This window comes from Actinoalloteichus hymeniacidonis (genome assembly GCF_014203365.1).
In the GTDB taxonomy this organism is placed as follows: domain Bacteria; phylum Actinomycetota; class Actinomycetes; order Mycobacteriales; family Pseudonocardiaceae; genus Actinoalloteichus_A; species Actinoalloteichus_A hymeniacidonis.
The window spans coordinates 5,132,190-5,151,601 of record NZ_JACHIS010000001.1 but is presented as its reverse complement, the minus strand read 5'-3'; the positions used below and the strand labels follow the sequence as shown (position 1 = coordinate 5,151,601).

Sequence of the window (19,412 nt, the reverse complement as noted above, 5' to 3'; positions counted from 1 at the left end):
TCCACGTTGACGAGGACCAGTCCAAACCCTGCCGTCGCGGCATAGTCAAGGGCGAGCGGCGGATGTTCGAGCGGAAGTGACTCGGATCATGATCACCTGCGACGGCGGGTGGCCGCCGCAGGCGATCAGCCGGTCTGGGTCCGACCGTGACCTGCGGGGCAGCCCCGGAAGATCCGCCTACTCGCCTGCGCACGCCCCGAAGTGGTCGTCGCCCGACCAACCGCTGTTGGCCCACTCCTCGGCGGGCGGCGGCGCGAAAGTCGGGTACCGGTCCGCCAACTCGGTCAGGAGCCACTGCGCGTGCCGGGCGGCGCCCTGCGGGCAGAGGTGGATTCCGTCGGGATTGCGGTCCGGCTTGCCCTCCCGGACCTCCGAGTACTCGGCGCCCCACACCTCTTGCGCATCGAGCACGATCGCCCGGCCCTCGGACCGTTGCGCGACGGCTCGTGCGGCCTCCGGGGCGCGTTCGAGATCCGCCATGTGTGGCTCGTAGAAGTCATCGGGCCGAATCGGGGGCGCGGTGACGAAGATCAGTTCCGCGTCGGCCTCGGTGACCGTGGTCGACAGTCGTTCGTAACCGGCTTCCTGTTCTTCCCGGGTTCCCCAGTCGTAGGTGGTGAGTTGGTAGAGGACAACGTCCGCGTCGGCTTCGGCGATCTCCGTGGGTAGCTCGGCCCAGTTCTCCTCGGCGAACGGGCCGACGACGTTGCCGCCGCCCACGGCGGCCAGCGACTGGAACCGGGCGCCCGCCTGGGCGAAGGCCTCGGTCAACGGCAATGCCGCGCCCTCCGCGATGGAGTCGCCGATCAGCAACACGGTGAACGGGTCCGCTTCGGCGAGGTCGGCGCTGGTATCGGTCGCGGTGGATTCACCGGCACAGGATGCGGTCGACAGGATCAGACCGGTCAGAACGAGGACGAGGCTGGGTGTCTTGGACATGGCCTCGACTGTGGCCGCGCCGAGTCCCGGGAACTCCGCCGCTGTGTCGCAGTCGTGTCGCGGGCGCGCAGCTCTGCCTCGATCGGCCCAGCCGCCTGCTCATACTGGCCCGGTGGCGGCTCTTCTACTCATCGAGGACGACCCCTTGGTCCGACGCGGCATGCAGCTCGCGCTGCGGCGACACGGTCACGACGTGCGCACCGCTGATACCGGGGAGGCCGGGCTGCGCGAGTTCGCCACAACGCCGCCGGATCTGGTGGTGCTCGATCTGATGCTGCCGGGAATCGACGGATTCGAGGTGTGCCGCCGGATCCGAGCGGCGGGCGAGGTGCCGGTGATCATGCTGACCGCCCGAGGCGACGATTTCGACGTGGTCGGCGGCCTGGCTGCGGGAGCCGACGACTATGTCGTCAAACCCGTGCAGCCGACCGTGCTCGATGCCCGCATCCGTGCGGTGCTGCGCCGCAGCAACGGTCCGCACGACGGCGTTCGAGCGCACCGCGACCTGCACATCGACACCGTGGCCCTGACGGTCTCGCTCCGGGGCGCCCCGGTGTCGTTGACCCCGACCGAGTTCCGGCTGTTGTTGACGCTGTCCCGTGCGCCCGGCCGGGTGTTCGGCAGGCAACAGCTGCTCGAAGAGGTCTGGGAACACCACTATCTCGGTGATTCCCGGCTCGTCGACAACTGTGTGCAGCGGTTACGCGCGAAGATCGAGATCAGCCCGGCGAGACCCGAGTACGTGCAGACCGTCCGGGGCTTCGGCTATCGGTTCGGGCCGGTATGAGTTGGCGACCGTGGCCCCGGGGCCTGCGGGCCCGGCTGCTGATCGCCTTCGTGACGGTGACCGTCTTGGGGGCGGCCGCGGCGGCGTGGGCGAGCGCCGGAGCGGCGAGCAACGCCCTGGTCGTCTCGACCGAGGATCGGATCACCGAGAACATCGCGGGCCAGATCGCCGCCATCGCACCCACCCTGACCTTTCCGCCCGATCAGGCCGATCTCGATCGACTGCGTCTCGCCGTCGGCGCCGACACGATGGTGCGGCACGAGGACCTCGCTTCCATGGCGGGCAGCGGCCCGGATCTGATCACCGGAGAGCTCCGCAACGCCGTCCGCACCGGGAACCGGATCGTCACCCAGCGGGTCGACGCCGACGACCGACCCTGGCTGTTGGTCGGCATGCCCGTCATGACCACCTCCCCGGACGGAACGCGCACGGCCTCGGGAATAGAGGTGTACACGGCACGCGATCTGAGCGATGTCGAACAGGAGATCCACGCCCTGGCCGGATCGGCCGCAGGCACCGCCGCCGTGGTGCTGCTGCCCGCGACCCTGCTGGCCCTGCTGGCCGCCCGCAGTGTGCTGCGCCCGGTGCGCACGTTGCGCGATACCGCTCGTCGCCTCGCCTCCGGCGACCTCGACGCGCGATCGGCGCCGAGGGGCACCGATGAACTGGCGGAGCTGACGGCCACCGTCAACGAGATGGCCGAGGCCGTGCAGACCTCCATGGCGCGGATGCAGCGGATGCAGGACGACGCCAGACGATTCGCCGCCGACGTCTCCCACGAACTCCGCACCCCGCTGAGCACCTTGACGGCGGTGGTGGAGGTGCTGGCCACCACCGCCGACGGGATGGAGGACGACGCCAGGGAGTCGGCTCAGCTGGCGATCACCGAGACCCACCGGCTGGTGCGGCTCGTCGAGGATCTGATGGCCGTGTCCCGCTTCGACGCGGGAACCGCCGTGTTGCATCCCGAGGAGGTCGACCTGGCGGTCGTCGTGCGGGACTGCCTGCGCGCCCGCGATTGGCTGGATCGCATCGACGTCCAGATCCCGACGGGAATCCGGCTGCGGCTGGATCGACGCAGGCTCGATGTCATCGTGGCCAATCTGGCAGGCAACGCCCTACGGCACGGCGCCGATCCGGTGCGCCTACGGGCCTGGGCAGGTGCCGACCAGGTGTGGATCGAGGTCGTCGACAGTGGTGCCGGCCTGCCGGAGCAGGTTCTGCCCCAGGTGTTCGACCGGTTCTACAAGGCCGACGCCGCCCGAACCCGGACCCCGGGCAGCGGGCTCGGGCTCGCGATCGCCTTGGAGAACGCCCGGCTGCATGGCGGTGACCTCACCGCGGGCAACGCCGACGGCGGTGGTGCCCGATTCCTGTTGCGGCTACCGCGTCTGGAGGAGGAGCTGTGAAACGGACCTGGTTGGCGTTACTGGTCCTGTTGCTCACGGGCTGCGGGATCTCGACCTCGGCGGTGACCGATGCGGGTCCGGCCCCGACCGGGGTGGCACCCGGGCCGATGCTGTATTTCGTCGACGATGACGGAGCGCTCACACCACAACTGCGGGATACCGGCGTGCTGGGGACGGTGTCCGAGGCGATGTCGTTGCTGATCGCGGGACCCGGCGATTCCGGGCTGCGCACCGAGATCGCGGCGACCGACACGACTCGGGTCATGATGATCGCCCGTCCCGGCGTCCTGCAGATCATGGTGCCCCTGACGATCGATGACGTGACGCCGCTGGGCATCGATCAGATCGTGTGCACCGCGCTGGCCGTGCATGTGCAGGGCGGCGGCGCACCCGATCTGCAGGTTCAGGTCCGCTTCACGCTGTCCACCCCGGAGTCGGAGGAATTACGGACCTGCCCACTGCACGGCTGAATGGGCAGATCCGCAGTCGGTCGACTCAACTCAGTTCGGTGAGGTCGATGGCGATCGGTGGCGGGGCGGGCAGCGCGAGCCACAAGAGCAGCAGCGACACCACCAGCGCGGCCAGGACGAGGAGCCCGCTGCGGCCGCGCGCCCACCGCGCGTGGAAGCGGATCGGATCCTCCACCAGGTATTTCGACAGTGCGGCCAGCCCGACCGAGACCACACACACCACCACCGTGTGCGGCCAGCCGTCGAGCCCGGTCTGCGTGGGCGAGAGCAACACGATGACGGGCCAGTGCCACAGATAGAGGCTGTAGGAGATCGTCCCGAGCCAGCGCAGCGGCCCCCAGGCCAACGCCCGAGCGGTCCAGGTCTGCGGCAGCTGCACACATAACCCGATCAGCAACGCGGCGGCCAGCGAATGTAGGAGTAGTCCGCCGGGGAACAACCATTCGGTGCCCACTCCATCGACGAGGAACCAGGAGGCACCCAGACCGACCGCGAGCAGCGCCGATAGCGGTGACGCCCAGCGCCCGCCCACCGTGGCCTTTCCGGCGCGTGCCCCGTAGCAGGCGACCAGCGCGCCGAGCAGCAGGGCGAACGCCCGGGTGTCGGTGCCGGTGTACACCCGACTCGGATCGGCGGGGTTGTGCAGCAGCATCATCAGCAGTAGCGAGCCGACCGACGCAAGCACGGCGACCACCGCGACCCGGTGGGAAACCCGGTGCCGCCACCGGGCGAGGACCAGGACGACGACCGGCCACACCAGGTAGAACTGCTCTTCGACCGCGATGCTCCACAGGTGCTCGAACACCCGGTCGGACCCGAATCGGTCCCAATAGCCTGCCGACTCGGCGAGCAGATGCCAGTTGAGGACGTTCAGCAGTACCCACGGACCATCGGAGAGCGTGGTCTGCACCAGGCTCGGTGCCTCGAATGCCCAGACCAGCACCGTGACGCAGCCGAGCATGACGGCCAGCGCGGGCAGTAGTCGGCGCAAGCGGCGACCCCAGAACCGGGTCAACGACACACGACCCGACCGTTCGGCCTCCCGCACCAGTAGATCGGTGATGAGGTAACCCGACAGGACGAAGAACAGGTCGACCCCGAGGAAACCACCGGAGAGGTGACCGGTGTGGAACAGCAGTACCCCGAGGATCGCGACTCCGCGCAACCCGTCCAAGGAGGGCACATAGGGCCGGTCGCGCTGCGGTCGCGCGGCAGGCTCGGCCGAGTGAACGTGCGTCATGCCCCAACGGTGGCGGGCGTGGATCGTGATGGCGTCCGAGCGATGTCGCAGTCGGGTCGCAGCCGGTGGGTACCTCGGCGGGGCGCCTGCCTGCGAAAGCCGCAGGCCGCCCCGGAGATCGGCATCGTCGACGACCACCGGGACAGCGCGGCATCCCCACCGGTGACCCCCATGACACCGGTGGCTTGGTGGGGCGGGTGCTCAGCGAGCCGGACGGCTCACAGTTCGCGCACCGCGTCGGTGATGGCCTCATCGAGGATGGCCACGCCTCGGGCGATCTCGGCGTCGCTCGCCGTCAGCGGCGGTGCGATGCGGAAGATGCCGCCCATCCCGGGCAGTTGGACGATGTTCATGTGCAGTCCGAGTTCGAAGCAGCGGCGGGTGATCGCCGCGCCGAGCCGGTCGGCTCCGCCCGCGCCCAAGACGTCCTCGCCTGCCAGCTCCACGCCGATCAGCAGCCCGCGACCACGGACGTCGTCGACGACCTCGTGGCGGGCGGCGAGATCGCCGAGGCCGCCGAGCAGCATCGTGCCGAGTTCGCGGGCCCGTTCGTCGAGCCGGTCGCGGGTCAGCACGTCCAGGACGGTGTTGCCCACCGCGGCGGGCAGCGGGTCGTTGACGTGGGTGGTGAAGAACAGGAAACCCTTGTCGTGGGCCTGTTGTTCGATCTCAGCGCTGGTCAGCACAGCGGCCAGCGGTAGGCCTGCCCCGAGGGTCTTGGACAGGGTGATGATGTCCGGGACGACGCCGTCGTGTTGGAAGGCATACCAGTCGCCGGTCCGGCACAGCCCGGTCTGCGCCTCGTCGAGGATCAGCAGCATGCCCCGCTCGCGGCACTTCTCGGCCAGCGCGGCGAGGTAGCCGGGCGGGAGTTCGATGATGCCGCCGGAGCTCAGGATCGGTTCGACCAGGCACGCGGCCAGGCTGCCGACCGATTGGGCGTCGATCAGGTCGAAACCGAGGTCGAGTTGCCGCCGCCAGTCCAGGGCGCCGTTGGCGTCGACGATGTCGGGGCGGAAGCTGTGCGGGACCGGGAGCGCGAAGTTGCCGGGTGCTGCAGGCCCGTAGCCCTTGCGCCCCGCGCTGTAGGTGGCGCCCGCCGCGGCCTGGGTCATGCCGTGCCAGGACCGGGCGAAGGACACGATCTCGTGCTTGCCGGTGACGAGCTTGGCCATCCGCACGGCGGCCTCGTTGGACTCCGCGCCGGTCGTCAACAGCAGGGCCTTGTCCAGACCGTCGGGCAGCGTGTCGGCGAGGCGGCCCGCGAGTTCGATGACCGGGCGGCTGAGCATGCCACTGTGCAGGTGATCGAGGTGTGCGACCTGCTCGCGGACCGTCTCGACGATCGCCGGATGCGAGTGCCCGAGGATGGCGCTCATCTGGCCGGAGGTGAAGTCGAGCAGCTCCCGGCCGCTCTCGGTGAATATCGAGGTGCCTGCGGCGCGGGCGATCACCTCGGGGGTGAAGGGGGATCTACCTGCGTAGCGGATGAGATGGCGCGCTGGATCGACCGGGGCTGTCTCGGTAGGCATGCGTTCGACGGTAGGGACGCATCGCTGCGCGTGTCCATCGCACAAATCGCATGGTTCTGTTCGGTGGAACCGTACAGTCTTAGGCGTGCTCAGCTCGTGGAGACTTCGCCTGCTCAGCCTGCTCGACACCCTGGGCACGGTGCGTGCCGTGGCCGAGACACTGCACCTGAGTGCCTCGACGGTGTCCCAACAACTGGCCGTGCTGGAGACCGAGACCCGCTGCCAACTGCTGGAACGCACCGGCCGCCGAGTCCGACTCACCCAGGCCGGCCTGCTGCTGGCCCGGCGCGGCCGCGAGATCCTGGATCAGATGGCCGAGGCCGAGGCCGATCTGCGTGCACTGAACGACGAGCCCATCGGCACCGTCCGGCTCGGTGTCTTCCAGAGCGCGATCTATACCCTCGCGGTGCCCACGGCCACCCGGCTCGCCGCCACCCATCCCCACCTGCACCTCGAACTGATCGAGCTGGAGCCGCACGAGAGCGGCGCGGCGCTGCGGGCGGGGGAGGCGGACGTCATCGTCACCACCACCGACTATTCGGGCCTGACCTGGGGTGCCGACCTGGAGATCATCCCGCTGGGCACCGACACGATCGTGCTGGTGCTACCGAGTGGCCACCCGCTGACCCGGCGCCCGACCGTCAACCTCGCCGCCTGCGCCGAGGAGACCTGGGCGTGCGACCGGCCCCGCTCCTACATGGCCGACCTGACGACCCGGCTGTGCCGTGAGGCGGGCTTCGAACCCCGAGTGGCCTGCCGCTTCAGCAACACGCTGATGCTGTTGCGGCACGTCGAGTCGTATCGCTCGATCGCCCTGCTACCCGCCCTGGCCGTCACCCCGGAGCACGACGTGGTCACCAGGGAGTTGAGCACCCCGGTCCGCCGCAACGTCACCATCGTCGTCCGGCGCGGCGCCACCCAGCGAGCCGCGGTGGACGCGGTCGTCGCGGCGTTGCGGGATCACCCCGACCTGCCCGCCCTGGCAGCGCCGAGACAACGGATCACCCGCGAGTAGCCCCGATGTCGGGCCCGTCCGCGCGGATCGCCGCGTACACCAGCATGTCCACCCGCCTGCCCGCGATCTCCTGGTGACTGCGCAGCAGCCCCTCGCGTGCGTAGCCCGCCGCCTCGGCGGTGCGCTGCGAGGCGATGTTCCACGGCTCGATGTAGAGCTCGATGCGGTGTAGCTCCGGCAGTGTCCAGCCGAACCGGGTCAACGCGGTGAGCCCTTGCCCCGCTATTCCGCTGCCCCGATTTTTCGGGGCGACGGAGTAACCGGCGGTCGCGCGGCCGGTGGCGATCTGCGTCAGGTGCAGACCGGCGTTTCCCAGCGCCGCGTCGGTCGTGGCGTCGGCGATGCAGAAGGAGTAGCCGGTGCGGGTGGTCAGGCGTTGCCGCTGTCGTTCGATGAAGGCGAGCGCATCGGCCTCGTCGGCGTCGGCGGGCAGCGTGCCGATCGTCGGCACATACGGATCGGTCGACATATCGCGCAGCATGGCCACGTCGCGCTCCTGGAACGCGCGCAGCCGAACTCGCCCGAACGTCGGCGCGACGGACGGCATCCGCAGTGGGGTGGTGGTCATCGGGGAAGTCTCGCCGGTTTCGGCCGCAGGCGTCGACTCCTTTGTCGCGACCCGGAGTCAACCGAGTAGCCGGGGCAGGACCTCCGAGCACAACGCGGTGAAGTCGTTGCCGAGGATGAATTGGAAACCGTCGACGCCGCCCTCGTCGAACCAGCGCCGCAGCTCAACGGCGATCTCCGAGGGCGTGCCGGTGAAACGGGCATGTTCGCCCAGCGCCGCCTCGGCGACCGCGAGCTCACCGAGCGATCGACCGGGCGTCCGGGCCAGATCCCACAGCGGCAGCGCCCGCGAACCGTGCAGCGCGAGTACTTCCGCCGGGTCCGCGCTGAGCAAGCCGCGCGGCGGCGGATCAGCGAGCGACACATCGGCCAGCTCAAGCATGGGAAAGCGGGCTCTCAGCCGCTGCACCGCCGCCCATGCCGAAGGCGTCTTCGCCGCCGTACCCTCGGCGCGGGCGAGGGCCGCCGCCTCGGCCGGATCGCGGCTGATCTGTAGGAAGGCACCGGGCAGCAACGCCACCTCGTCGGCGTGTCGACCCGCCTGTTCGGTCTCCCGCCGCAGCGAACTCCGTAGCGCGCGGGCCGCACCGAGGGTCGGGGTGCCCGCGAAGACCGCATCGGCACTGCGCGCCGCCAGCCGCAGACCCGCCAGCGATGAGGTGGCCTGCAGGGTGAAGGGGAATTCCGCCGAGTAAGGCGGCAGATCGATCGGACCGGGCTGGCGATAGAACGCACCATCGTGGTCGACATCGGTGATGAGGTCGTCGCGGATGAATCGGTCGGTCTGCCGGTCCGGCTCGGTCGCCTGCGGTGGCCAACTCGTCCACAGCCGCCTGGCCACCGTGAGGAATTCCTCGGTCTGGGCGTGGCGGTCGGCGGCGGTGGTATCGCGGGCGACTCCGAGCGCCGTGCCGGGGCGGAAGGACGAGACGACGTTGATCCAGGCCCGACCGCGCGAGAGCCGATCCAGACTCGCCAGGTTGCGCGCGAAGGTGAACGGATGGGTGTGCAGGGTGGACACCGTGGGCAGCACCGCGATCCGGCTGGTCGTGGCGGCCACCAGCGCGGCGAGTTGGAAGGGTTCGACGGTGTTGATCGGCCGCCCGGTCCGGGCGGCTACCCGATTGACGCCGGAGAAGTCGGCCTGGAAGAAGGCATCGAAACCCGCGGCCTCGGCCTGCCGCGCCGCACGAATGAAGGTCTCGGCCTCGAACGGGGAGTTCGCGCGCCCCGCTGCGGACCGCCAATCGTGGCTGTACGGCAGGTAAGCGGCGTTGAGCAACAGCAGAGGTCTGCGCTGAGCTCTCACGGCGCACCGACCGGAGCCGCGTCCTCGTTGCGGGGGCGCGACCGGGGCGCCGGTCCGGGCCCGACCAGCGCGGCGACCAAGGCCACCACGGCGAGCAGACCCGCGCTCCACAGCAGGATGCCGATGTCCGCAGTCTCCACGATGGTGCCGCCGAGGAAGGCGCCCAGCGCGATGGCTGCGGTGAATACTCCGACGTAGAGACCGGTGACCTGTTCGACTCGATCCGGCGCCACCTGCGTCATCCAGGTCTGTCCTGCGACCGACAACCCGCCGTAGACCAGGCCCCACAGGCCGATCGCGATCGAGGTCGGCACACCGGCGGTGCCGAACAGCGCCAGCAGCACGATCGAGGCGCCGATGCCGACGGCCAACAGCAGAACCGTGGCCCTGGCGCGGTGCGCGGCCAACGCACCGGCCGCGAAGTTACCCGCCAAGCCGAAGACGCCGTAGACGAGTAGGAGCAGCGCGACCGCCGCCGGATCGAGCCCGGTGCGTTCCTCGAGGATGGGACGCACATAGGTGTAGGCGGCGAAATGCGCGGTGACAAGGAAGACGACCGCCATCAAACCGGTCAACACGGCGGCGCGGCGCCACAGCGCGCCCCGAGGCGCCTCGGCTTGCGTGCTCGCCGATGCGCTCGGCCGAGGGAGCCTGGGCAGCACGAGCAGCAGGCCGCCCGCCAAGGCCACGGCCGCCACCGCCAGCATCACGAACGCGGCCCGCCACCCGAGGACATTGCCCACCAGCGTGCCGAGCGGCACCCCGATGACCGAGGCGGCCGCGACTCCGCTGACCGCGAAGGACACCGCCAACGCGATGTTGCGCGGTGCCACCAGCCGGGGTGCGACGGCGGCGGCCAACCCCCACACCACGCCCATCCCGACTCCGAGCACGATGCGCGAGACCACCAGCAGCGCGAATCCGGGTGCGGCGGCGGTCAAGACATTGCCGAGCGCGAGCACAACCATCGCGACGGCCAACACGAGCCGTCGGTCCAGCCCGCCCAGCAACCGGGGCACCAGCGGCGCGACGCCTGCCGTGACCAACCCGGTGATGGTCAGGCTGAAGCCGGTGGTGCCGGTCGAGATCCGCAACCCATCGGCCATCGGGGTCAACACGCCGACCGGCAGCATCTCGGAGGTCACCACGATGAAGGTGCTCAACGCCAGCACCGCGACCGCCAGCCATTGGCGTGCGGTGGTGCGAACAGAATCCGGACCGGCGGTACCGACCGGCATCGACAAACCCATAAAGTCAGTCAACAGCCGGTTTTTTCGGGGAACAACGACGATCTGTTCATCGTTCGATGAGCCAGAATGATCGATCCAGCATGGGCGGGAGGGCGCGATGAATCAGCTGCAACTCCAGCAGCTCGAATGCCTGCTCGTGTTGGCGGAGGAACTGCACTTCGGACACACGGCCGCGAGACTGGGCTGCTCCCAGAGTCGGGTCAGCCAGTTGGTCTCCGGGTTGGAATCCAGGGTGGGAGCGCGGCTGGTCGAGCGCACCAGCAGGCGGGTGGCGCTGACCCGCTTCGGCGCGCAGTTCGTCGACGAGGTTCGGCCCGCCTATGCGGCGCTGGACATGGTGTTCACCAATGCCAGGCAGCGCGCGGGCCGGGGAACGCTGTGCGAGCTGCGGATCGGTTTCCACGGCAGCGTCTACGAGGAGATCACGCTCGCCTTCCGCAGGCTGCGCGCCGAGCATGACGTGGCCGTCATGTTGAGCGAGATCCCGCTCGGCTCGCCGTTCCAAGCCCTGTTGGACGGCCGGGTCGATGCGGTGGTGGTCGAGCTGCCCGTGCACGAGGCCGCGCTGTCGATCGGCTTTCGTTTCCCACCGCAGGATCAGCTGCTGGCGGTCTCCGCCGCACATCCCCTCGCGGCCCGCGGCGAGGCCGACATCGAGCAGTTGGCGAACCTCGACCTGCTGCATCGCAGCGGGGACGCCCCCGAATACTGGATGAACGCCCGCGTCCCGCGCGCCACCCCGGCGGGCGCTCCGATCCGGTCCAGCACGGGCATCACCACCATCCAGGAGGGCCTCGCCCTGGTGGCGGGCGGCGAACACGCCATGCTCCTCTGCCGCCCACTCGCTCAGCGCACGCTCCGCGAGGATGTGCGCTACCTGTCGGTCGATGGCCTGGCGCCCTCGCAGCTGGCCCTGGTCTGGCGTACCGAACACGCGGGCGAACAGTTGGCGTCGCTCGCGGAACTGCTGCACGACGAGTTCGCCGCCGATCCACCCGAACGTCTGCCCGCGTGCGCGGCGGTGTCCTGATCGCGGATCGCCCATCACGACCAGCGGGCTTCCGCGAGCCCGACACGCCTTACCTCTCGGCGGGCGCCCCGTGCTCGGTGCCGAGACGCCGTTGGACCCTGGCGACGTCGTGCCACCGGCCGTGTTTCCAGCCGATGTCTCGGAAGACCCCGACCGGTTCGAAGCCCAGGGCCCGGTGCAGACCCTCGCTCGCCGGGTTCGGCAGGGTCATTCCGGCGACGGCGGTCCGAAAACCGCGCTGCGCCAACACATCGAGCAGCGCCGCATACAGCGCCCGGCCCGCGCCGGTCCGGCGGTTGCCGAGTTCGAGATAGACGCTGACTTCGCAGGACCACCGGTAGGCCGGACGGGAGGCGAACGGACTGCCGTAGGCGTAACCGACCACCCGACCGTCGTCCTCCACCACCAGCCAGGCATGACCACGCTGCGCCTGCTCGATGCGATCGGCCAGCTCCGCCGGGGTGGGCGGCACCTCCTCGAAACTGATCGCCGTATCGGTGACGTAGGGGGCGTAGATCGCCGCGCAGGCTGCGGCGTCCTCGCGGGTCGCGGCGCGGATCCTCCGGTCCTCTGACACCGGCCGAGATTAGCCGGCCGACGTCGCCTGCGTGTTGCGGCCGGGCCGTGAGCTGCGGTGCGTCGATCAATCCGCCATCGGACCGGCCGAGCCGCTCTGCTGTTCCGCTGCCGCGATCCGCCGCCGCAGGTGGTCCTGCTCGGGTTCGGAACCGGCGAGTTCGAGTGCCCGCCGGAAGCTGTCGGCGGCCTCGGCGTGCCGCCCGAGCCTGCTCAGGAGATCGCCTTGGACGGTGCGAAACGGCGCATGACGGCGGAGCAGCGGCTCATCGGCGAGTTCGGCCAACAGCGCGAGTCCCGCCGCCGGGCCATCGCGCATCGCCACCGCCACCGCGCGATTCATCGCCACGATCGGCGAGGGCGCGAGCCCGACCAGCACGTCGTACAGCGCCACGATCTGCGGCCAATCGGTGGCCTCCACCCCGCTCGCCTCGTTGTGCAGTGCGGCGATCGCGGCCTGCACCCCGTAGGGCCCCGGCTTTCCGCCGGTCAGCGACCGGACCACCAGCGCACGGCCCTCGTCGATCATCGGCCGATCCCACCGGCCGCGATCCTGCTCGTCGAGCAGCACGATCTCGCCGTGCGGACCGCTGCGGGCGGCGCGCCGCGCATGCACCGACAGCAGCAGTCCGAGCAGCCCGGCGATCTCGCGCTCACCCGGCAACAGCGAGCGCAGGATCCGGGCGAGCCGGATGGCCTCCTCCGCCAGATCGAGTCGTTGCAGCTGCGGGCCGGAGCTGGCCGCGTAGCCCTCCGTGAAGATCGAATAGATCACCTGGAGGACACCGGGCAGCCGAGTGGGCAGCTCCTCGGCGTCGGGCACCCGGAACGGGATGCGGGCCACCCGGATCTTCTTCTTCGCGCGGACGATCCGCTGACCCATCGTGGCGCTGGGCACGAGGAACGCCCGCGCCACCTCGGTCGTGGTCAGACCGGCCAGACACCGCAGCATCAGCGCCACCCGCTCATCGGCGGGTAGTGCCGGATGCGCGCAGGTGAAGAACAGCTCCAACCGTTCGTCGGGCAGCCCGCCGCCCTCGACCCGAGGTGCGGGCTCGGCGCGATCAGCCTCCGCCTGCAGCACGGCGATCCGGGTCGCGTAGGTCTTGTCCCGGCGCAACCGGTCGACCGCCCGCCGTCGAGCCGTCGTCAACAACCAGGCACCGGGCTTGCTCGGCACCCCATCGACCGGCCAGTGCGTCAACGCCGCTTCGATTGCCTCGGCCGCCACTTCCTCGGCCAGGTCCAGGTCGCCGAAGCGATGGACGAGGGCGGCGAGCAGCCTGCCGTGTTCCTCACGGAAGGCCGCCTCGACGGGCGAACCCACCGATGTTTCGGGTCCTTCGGCTGCTCGCCGGGTCATCCTCGCTACCTCAGAATTCCGCGACCGGGCGGACCACCAGCGAACCGCCGTCCCGTGCTCCTGGACAGCGGGCCGCCCAGTCGAGCGCGACATCGAGGTTCGGCACGTCGATCACGTAGTAGCCGCCCAGGACCTCGCGGGACTCGGTGAACGGACCATCGGTGATGGTGCGGTTGCCTGCGGAGTCGACGTGCACGGCCGTCGCCGTGGTCAGATCCGCCAGTTGGGCCGAGTCCACCAGGACCCCGGCGTCCTTGGCGGCCGCGTCGAAGCTCAGCCATTCCTCGACGCTGCACTCGTTCTGCGTGGCGTCCGGTCCGGTGTCGGCGGTGATCAACAGCATGTACTTCACTCTGGGCTCCTCGGGTTGGACTCGTCCGGCGGTCGCCGTACGGGATGACGACGAACGGGCATCCCGCCTTTCGACAGCCCGACCGAGATTTCTTTCGCCGAATCCTCCGCGCGGCGACTCTGCTCCGCCTACTCAGCCCGCCGTCCGGTAGACCGGCCACACCGCACCGGCCCAGAAGAACCCGACGATGCACAGCACGGTCCCGGCCAGCACCGCGTAGTCGCGGAAGCCGAATCGTAGATAGCTCAGCCGGATCCTGCGGCCCCGACCGTCGACCGTGGCATAGGTGAACCCCCTGGTCTCCAGGGCCTCGACCGTGGTGCGCACCGACTTCGCGGTGTTGAGGAAGATCGGATAGAAGCACAGCACCACCAGCCGCGACCAGTGCACCAGCACCCGCCAGCCGAGCAACCCACGCCTGGCGGGCGCGGCCGAGCGAAGCCGGTAGCCCTCGAAGACGGTGCTGAACTCCTCGATGAGGATCGGCAACATCCGATAGCCGTAGCTGACCCCGAAGGCCAGCATCGACGGCATCCGCAGCGCCAACAGTGCGTCGGACAGCTTCTCCGGGTCGAGCGACACGAAGGCCGCCATGCTCGCCAACGACACCGCACCGAGTTTCAGCGTGAGTTCCAGCAGGGCCACCAACGTGGCGAGGTCGCCGCCGAAGAAGGACGCCGCGATCACGATGTAGAGCAGTTCCAAGCCGAGGCCGATGACGAACAGCCCCAGGATCAACGGCCCGACCCTGGCCAACACGATCGAGACCACGCCCGCAGCGAAGAGCAGCGCCAGCACGGTGAGGTTGTGGGTCAGCCACGGTGCGACGGCGAAGACCAGATACCAGCCGATCACCATCCGGGGGTCCATCGTGGCGAACAGGCCGCCCCTGGTCGCATAGGCGGTGCGGATCAGTTCGAGCTTGACCCACTCCACCGAGAGGACGTCGTGTTGCTTTCGGTTGGTCACCGGCGTTCTCCCACCGGAAGTAGGGGCGTCTCGCCCGCGGCCTGCGACCCGAGCGGATCCGGTCGACAGGCTTCGAGCAGTTCCTCGACGCGCAACGGGACCGGGTGCATCCCGAGTTCCAGGCCCAACTCGGTGATCTGCGGTGGCACGAGATTCGCCCTGGCCAGCAGCTCGGGATCGCCGAACAACTCCCGCGCGGTGACGTCGGCGGCGATCCGCCCGCCGTCGAGCACGATCACCCTGCTGGCCCACTCCGCGACCAGATGCATGTCATGGGTGGCGATCACGGTGCATTCGATGCTGTCGGCCAGCTCGTCGAGCATCGCCGTGACGTCGTCGCGACTGGCGACGTCCAGGCTGGAGGTCGGTTCGTCCAACAACAGCAGCGTGGGCCGCATCGCCAGCCCGATCGCCAGCGTGGCCCGCCGCTGCTGCCCGCCGGAGAGCGTCCGGCCGTCCCGGTCGGCGAGTTCGGTCAGCCGGACCCGCTCGACGATTCGATCGACCAACTCCGCCGTGTCGGCCACCCGCCGTCCCTTCGGGAAGAGCGTGACATCGGAGCGGACGCTGTCGGTGAGGAACATCTGCTGCGGATGCTGATAGAGATACGCCGCCCGGTCGGCCAGCCGATGCGCAGGCTGGGAACGGGTGTTCACCCCGTCGATCACGACCTCGCCCTCGCGCGCGACGGTGATGCCCGCGAGCAGCTTCAACAGCGTGGTCTTACCCGCGCCGTTGCCGCCGACGAGGGCGACCCGCTGCCCCGCACGGAGTTCCAGACCCAGACCCGGCAAGACCGTCTGCAACGCGCCGCCGACCGTCTTGTAGCCGTGGGCGACCCGGTGCGTGCTCGCGACGACCTTCCCGCCGTCGGATTGATCTGCGTCGGTGGGCCGCCAATCCGATCGCGGCGACAACCCGGCCGCGCGGATCAGCCCGGCCGCCTCCACCGGGGTGCGGGGCACCACCTCGATCCCCAGACCGAGACCGACCCTGGCCACCTGCGGCGCCGGGATGCCGTGCTGTTCGAGTTCGGCGGCCCGTTGCATGGCCTCGGCGACGGGCAGATGCCAGACCGGTGCGCCGTCGGCCATCAGCACCACCGAGTTCGCATAGCGGGCCACGAACTCGGCATGGTGCTCGATGGTGATGATGGTGATCCCGAGTTCCCGGTTGAGCGCGGCCAGATTCTGGTAGATCTCCCTGGCGCGGGCCGGGTCCAGCTCGGCGACCGGCTCGTCGACCACGATGATCTCGGGGCGCATCGCCAGCACCGAGGCCAACGCCGTCAGGTGCGCCTGACCACCGGAGAGCTGCCAGACGAACCGGTCGGCCAACTCCTCGATGCGTAGCGCTCGCAACGCCTCGTCGGTGCGCTCGGCGTGGTCGTCCAGGCCGAAGTTCACCGGCCCGAACGACACCTCGTCGCGGACCGTCGGCCGCACGAGTTGGTTCTGGAAATCCTGGTAGACGTAGCCGACCCGGCTCGACAGCGCCGCGACCGACGATTCATAGGTGTCGACGCCATCGACGCGGACCATGCCCGCGAACTCGCCCGCCCAGTAGTGCGGCACCAGCCCGTTGAGGGTCTTGCACAGGGTGGTCTTGCCCGAACCGTTGCCACCGACCACGGCGACGAAATCACCGCGCTCGATGGTCAGGTCGACATTGCGCAGCGTGTCCTGCGTGGCTCCCGGATAGCGGAAACTGAGGTTGGTGATCTCGATGATGTTCGGCATTGCCAGTCTCTCGATCGACGCGGTCGGCGGCCCGGTTCGAACTCGGCCTCGGTGCTTCTAGTCGCGGTCCGCCCGTTCGCCCCGGCGCTTGGCGGCGGCGAACAATCCGATGGCGATGGCGGCGACCACGAGGATGGCGGCGACGCTGGCCCAGAGGAACCCGGCGCCGAACTCGTCGATGAAGCCGGGCTCGAAGGTGCCGACGTTGAGATCCCACGCCTCCAGGAAGGCGAAGAAGAACGATCCGATGCCCAGCAGCACGGCGAGGGAGACGAACCAGGCCGACCCCGGGGCGGCGCCGTGGAACGGTTGCCCCGGCACTCGGGGACGCAGACCGAGCAGCGGCTCGATCTTGCCGTGCAGAATCGGGACCAGCCACAACGCGGGCAGGATGCCGAACAGGACACCGCTGATGACGATGTCCACCCCGAAGCCGATGCCCTCCAGCAGCAGGATCGACTCGGGCAGCCCTTCGACGAACTCGGCGTCCTCGACGCCGATCCAGACCTTGGACAGATCGACGATGGCCGAGAGCGCCTTGTCGATGACCACGACCGTGATGGCCGCGATGGCGAGCTGACCCCGGTTCCTTGGATTGCGGACGATCGATCCCGCGATGTAGAGCGCGAGGAACATCTGGAGGTAGCCCTCGACCTCGGCGAGGCCGGAGAAGTCGCCCATCAGCAGGTCGGTGAAGACGATCTCGCCGAGCGGGGCACCGAGCGCGGCCCAGAACGGGCTGAACAGGGTGACCATCGTGAGGGGAACGAAGACGAAGTAGGCGACCGAGACGTCGACCGGTCCGATCGTGATGTCCGGGATGATCTCCAGGATGATGTTCGCCAGGCCGAAGAGCGCCATCGACAGGACGAAGATCATCAGCTTCTGCGGGGCGCGTAACCCGCCCGCAGTTCCGGCGGGCCCGCCGCGCAGCTCGCCTGCGCGGACGTATTCGGTGTCAGGCGACGAGCTCACGATGCGAGTTCCTTGTCCATCGGCAGACGGGATGAGTCAGGCATCGGCGTCGGTGCGGTGCTCGGCGGCGATGAGCGCCGCCAGCTGCCCGGCGTCGGGTACTGCGGTGGTGACGAGTCCACTGGTCAACGCCCGATCCACGGTCTCGTCGGGAGTGCTGCCACCGCGCACGATCACGCGATGGGTGATGCCGCAGGCCCGGGCCGCCTCGGCGTCGTTCTCCGGCTTGTCGCCGTAGAACCAGGTGCGTGCGGGATCGGCGGCCGCGACCCGGAGTGCTTCCCGCACGATCGTCGGGTCGGGTTTGCGCACGCCTGCCTCGTCGGAGCAGACGTAGGCGCCGATCAGCCCGTCGAGATCGTGCTCGGCGCACTGCGCGCGCACCGCACGCCCGTTGATGGTGTTGGACACGACCACCACCGCAAGGCCGGCATCGCGGCAGGTCTCCAGGAGTTCTCGGACGCCGGTGCGCAGGATGCGGCGGCTCTTGGCGCGTCCCAACAGGTGCATCAGATCGAAGGCCTCGGCGGTGAGGATCGCGCGTTGCCGTTCGGGCAGCTCGGCGCCGACGAGGTCGCGCCAGAAGTCGACGGGCTGCACCTCGGCCAGCGGCGCCCCGGTCTCGACGTGTGCCCGGTGGCGTTGTTGTTTGCGAAGGTGGTGCCGCTCGCGGCCCTTCTCGATCAGCTCCAACGCCTGCGCGGGAGCGACCTGTTCGCCAGCCCCGGTCAACCGGCGGGCCACCTCGGCGGCGAACTCGCCCATGGCGTCGGGATCGGGCTGCGAATGGGAGATCACCCCGCCGTGGTCGATGAGCAGCGCGGCCCGAGCCGGCTTCGCGGCTGGAATCGAGGTGCGTACCGGGCTTCGTGCCGGTCCGGCTGCTTCGAGGGCGTCGGCCAGGCCCTCCGGGGTGTCGAAGACCGCGTCCGGTTCGGCGGCGACCCCGAAGGGCGGCGCGTCGGTGTGGTGGCTCCTGGTCACCACGACGGCGGCGACCTCGGCCCGGCGGCCCGCGACGACGTCGCGATCCAGCGTGTCACCGACATACCAGCATCGGTCGGCGGTGACACCCAACGCGGTCGCGGCCAGTTCGATGATCCGAGGATTCGGCTTACGGATGCCGACCTCGTCGGAGTACACCTGGACACCGAAGGCCCGATCGAGCCCGTGTTCGGCGAGGATGCGCCGATGGCTGCGGCCGGAATGCGCGTTGGAGACGATCCCGAGCGGGATGCCTCGTTCGGCGGACGCAGGCCAGCAACCTGCCGATGCCCGGGCGGATGACATGCGCCGACAGCGTCGAGGTGACCAGGTCCAGTACCTCCGCAGCCTCGGCGATGAGCACGTCGCGGGGGCCGGGCGGGTAGTCGGCGGCCAGGAAGTCGGCTGCGATCTCCCGATGGGTCAGCTCGCGAGGCTCCACCCGGCGGCTCGACGCGTGTTTCCAGTGCTTGAGCGCGGTGAGCGCGGCATCCAGCGAGCGGCGGACGAACCCGGCTTCGAGCGGCTGACCGGCCCTTCTCAGCAGTTCGACGATGCGGGTGGCCAACTCCGCGCGGCCCTGCGGGTGTTTGACGGTCTCGAAGATCACGCCGCCGAAGTCCAGGAGTAGTGCGTCCGGCACGTGGTCCAGCGCGGTGCGTCCGGTGTCGGGGTTCGCATAGTTCATCGGGACTCGTTTCGTGTTGCCTCGAAGCGAAAGGTGGCCGGTCGCCGGTTCCTGCGGTGGCAGACGGTCTGGTGCGATCGGCCGCCGAGGGCGTCTGTCGGGACTCGGCCTGCCGGGTTGACGCGAGGTATGGCGGGGACGCTAGGTCGTGAAGGTGACGTGGCGACCCCGGAATGGTTACGGGAGTTGGAACGTTCTAGAGATGAAAGCTGGAGCGT

19 protein-coding genes are annotated in these 19,412 nt (G+C 69.5%); 5 read left to right on the top strand and 14 right to left on the bottom strand.

From position 1 onward, the window contains the following. Window positions 1-177: 177 nt before the first annotated feature. Entirely contained in the window at window positions 178-939 is a 762-nt protein-coding gene (locus BKA25_RS21700) for an SGNH/GDSL hydrolase family protein (RefSeq protein WP_069847070.1), read from the bottom strand. Window positions 940-1,051: 112 nt separating this feature from the next. On the opposite strand from BKA25_RS21700, the gene BKA25_RS21695 reads away from it, so the two are divergent. Genes BKA25_RS21695 through BKA25_RS21685 form a run of 3 tightly spaced genes read left to right on the top strand, consistent with a single transcriptional unit; the run spans window position 1,052 to window position 3,605 of the window. After that, window positions 1,052-1,726 carry a response regulator gene (locus BKA25_RS21695; RefSeq protein WP_069847072.1) on the top strand — a complete coding sequence of 225 codons (675 nt, stop codon included), beginning with the start codon at window positions 1,052-1,054 and terminating at the stop codon, window positions 1,724-1,726. Then, the gene (locus BKA25_RS21690) at window positions 1,723-3,135 is read left to right on the top strand and encodes an ATP-binding protein (RefSeq protein WP_069847073.1); all 1,413 of its coding nucleotides are present in this window, start codon (window positions 1,723-1,725) and stop codon (window positions 3,133-3,135) included. Before BKA25_RS21695 ends, BKA25_RS21690 begins: the two co-directional genes overlap by 4 nt. Continuing rightward, a complete protein-coding gene (locus tag BKA25_RS21685) occupies window positions 3,132-3,605 on the top strand; it encodes a hypothetical protein (protein ID WP_069847075.1) in 474 nt (157 codons plus the stop codon). The genes BKA25_RS21690 and BKA25_RS21685 overlap by 4 nt, the downstream gene beginning before the upstream one ends. Before the next feature lie 25 nt (window positions 3,606-3,630). On the opposite strand, the gene BKA25_RS21680 is transcribed toward BKA25_RS21685, so the two are convergent. Both BKA25_RS21680 and BKA25_RS21675 read right to left on the bottom strand, forming a co-directional pair. Beyond that, a complete protein-coding gene (locus tag BKA25_RS21680; RefSeq protein WP_069853315.1) occupies window positions 3,631-4,845 on the bottom strand; it encodes an acyltransferase family protein in 1,215 nt (404 codons plus the stop codon). 218 nt (window positions 4,846-5,063) lie between these two features. Beyond that, window positions 5,064-6,377 (bottom strand): aspartate aminotransferase family protein, encoded by a 1,314-nt coding sequence (locus BKA25_RS21675; protein ID WP_069847077.1) that lies wholly within the window; start codon window positions 6,375-6,377, stop codon window positions 5,064-5,066. 85 nt (window positions 6,378-6,462) lie between these two features. On the opposite strand from BKA25_RS21675, the gene BKA25_RS21670 reads away from it, so the two are divergent. Beyond that, complete coding sequence (locus tag BKA25_RS21670; RefSeq protein WP_069847079.1) at window positions 6,463-7,392, top strand: LysR family transcriptional regulator; 930 nt, start codon at window positions 6,463-6,465, stop codon at window positions 7,390-7,392. Here BKA25_RS21670 and BKA25_RS21665 read toward each other — a convergent pair. Genes BKA25_RS21665 through BKA25_RS21655 form a run of 3 tightly spaced genes read right to left on the bottom strand, consistent with a single transcriptional unit; the run spans window position 7,379 to window position 10,518 of the window. Then, window positions 7,379-7,960, bottom strand: coding sequence for a GNAT family N-acetyltransferase (locus BKA25_RS21665; protein WP_069847080.1), 582 nt, complete (start codon window positions 7,958-7,960; stop codon window positions 7,379-7,381). The two genes, BKA25_RS21670 and BKA25_RS21665, sit on opposite strands and share 14 nt — an antisense overlap. Window positions 7,961-8,017: 57 nt before the next feature. Further along, on the bottom strand, window positions 8,018-9,268 hold the full coding sequence (locus BKA25_RS21660) for an LLM class flavin-dependent oxidoreductase (RefSeq protein WP_172803738.1): 1,251 nt from the start codon (window positions 9,266-9,268) through the stop codon (window positions 8,018-8,020). Next, window positions 9,265-10,518 (bottom strand): MFS transporter, encoded by a 1,254-nt coding sequence (locus BKA25_RS21655; protein ID WP_069847083.1) that lies wholly within the window; start codon window positions 10,516-10,518, stop codon window positions 9,265-9,267. Before BKA25_RS21655 ends, BKA25_RS21660 begins: the two co-directional genes overlap by 4 nt. Before the next feature lie 97 nt (window positions 10,519-10,615). On the opposite strand from BKA25_RS21655, the gene BKA25_RS21650 reads away from it, so the two are divergent. Continuing rightward, entirely contained in the window at window positions 10,616-11,548 is a 933-nt protein-coding gene (locus BKA25_RS21650) for a LysR family transcriptional regulator (RefSeq protein WP_069847085.1), read from the top strand. Window positions 11,549-11,597: 49 nt separating this feature from the next. On the opposite strand, the gene BKA25_RS21645 is transcribed toward BKA25_RS21650, so the two are convergent. The 8 genes from BKA25_RS21645 to BKA25_RS28495 all read right to left on the bottom strand — a co-directional run bounded on the left by BKA25_RS21645 (window position 11,598) and on the right by BKA25_RS28495 (window position 19,194). Further along, the gene (locus tag BKA25_RS21645) at window positions 11,598-12,125 is read right to left on the bottom strand and encodes a GNAT family N-acetyltransferase (protein ID WP_157420962.1); all 528 of its coding nucleotides are present in this window, start codon (window positions 12,123-12,125) and stop codon (window positions 11,598-11,600) included. A gap of 66 nt (window positions 12,126-12,191) precedes the next feature. Next, complete coding sequence (locus tag BKA25_RS21640; RefSeq protein ID WP_069847086.1) at window positions 12,192-13,487, bottom strand: RNA polymerase sigma factor; 1,296 nt, start codon at window positions 13,485-13,487, stop codon at window positions 12,192-12,194. 10 nt (window positions 13,488-13,497) lie between these two features. Further along, window positions 13,498-13,839, bottom strand: a complete 342-nt coding sequence (locus BKA25_RS21635) for a YciI family protein (protein ID WP_069847088.1) — start codon at window positions 13,837-13,839, stop codon at window positions 13,498-13,500. A 132-nt stretch (window positions 13,840-13,971) separates the two neighbouring features. Continuing rightward, window positions 13,972-14,808 carry an energy-coupling factor transporter transmembrane component T family protein gene (locus BKA25_RS21630; protein WP_069847090.1) on the bottom strand — a complete coding sequence of 279 codons (837 nt, stop codon included), beginning with the start codon at window positions 14,806-14,808 and terminating at the stop codon, window positions 13,972-13,974. Beyond that, a complete protein-coding gene (locus tag BKA25_RS21625; protein WP_084642585.1) occupies window positions 14,805-16,547 on the bottom strand; it encodes an ABC transporter ATP-binding protein in 1,743 nt (580 codons plus the stop codon). Before BKA25_RS21625 ends, BKA25_RS21630 begins: the two co-directional genes overlap by 4 nt. 57 nt (window positions 16,548-16,604) lie before the next feature. After that, window positions 16,605-17,522 carry a DUF8171 family membrane protein gene (locus tag BKA25_RS21620; protein ID WP_216637796.1) on the bottom strand — a complete coding sequence of 306 codons (918 nt, stop codon included), beginning with the start codon at window positions 17,520-17,522 and terminating at the stop codon, window positions 16,605-16,607. Window positions 17,523-17,558: 36 nt separating this feature from the next. Continuing rightward, window positions 17,559-18,707, bottom strand: coding sequence for an HAD-IA family hydrolase (locus BKA25_RS21615; protein WP_311734522.1), 1,149 nt, complete (start codon window positions 18,705-18,707; stop codon window positions 17,559-17,561). Beyond that, complete coding sequence (locus tag BKA25_RS28495) at window positions 18,637-19,194, bottom strand: hypothetical protein (RefSeq protein ID WP_069847095.1); 558 nt, start codon at window positions 19,192-19,194, stop codon at window positions 18,637-18,639. Before BKA25_RS28495 ends, BKA25_RS21615 begins: the two co-directional genes overlap by 71 nt. Window positions 19,195-19,412 lie beyond the last annotated feature (218 nt).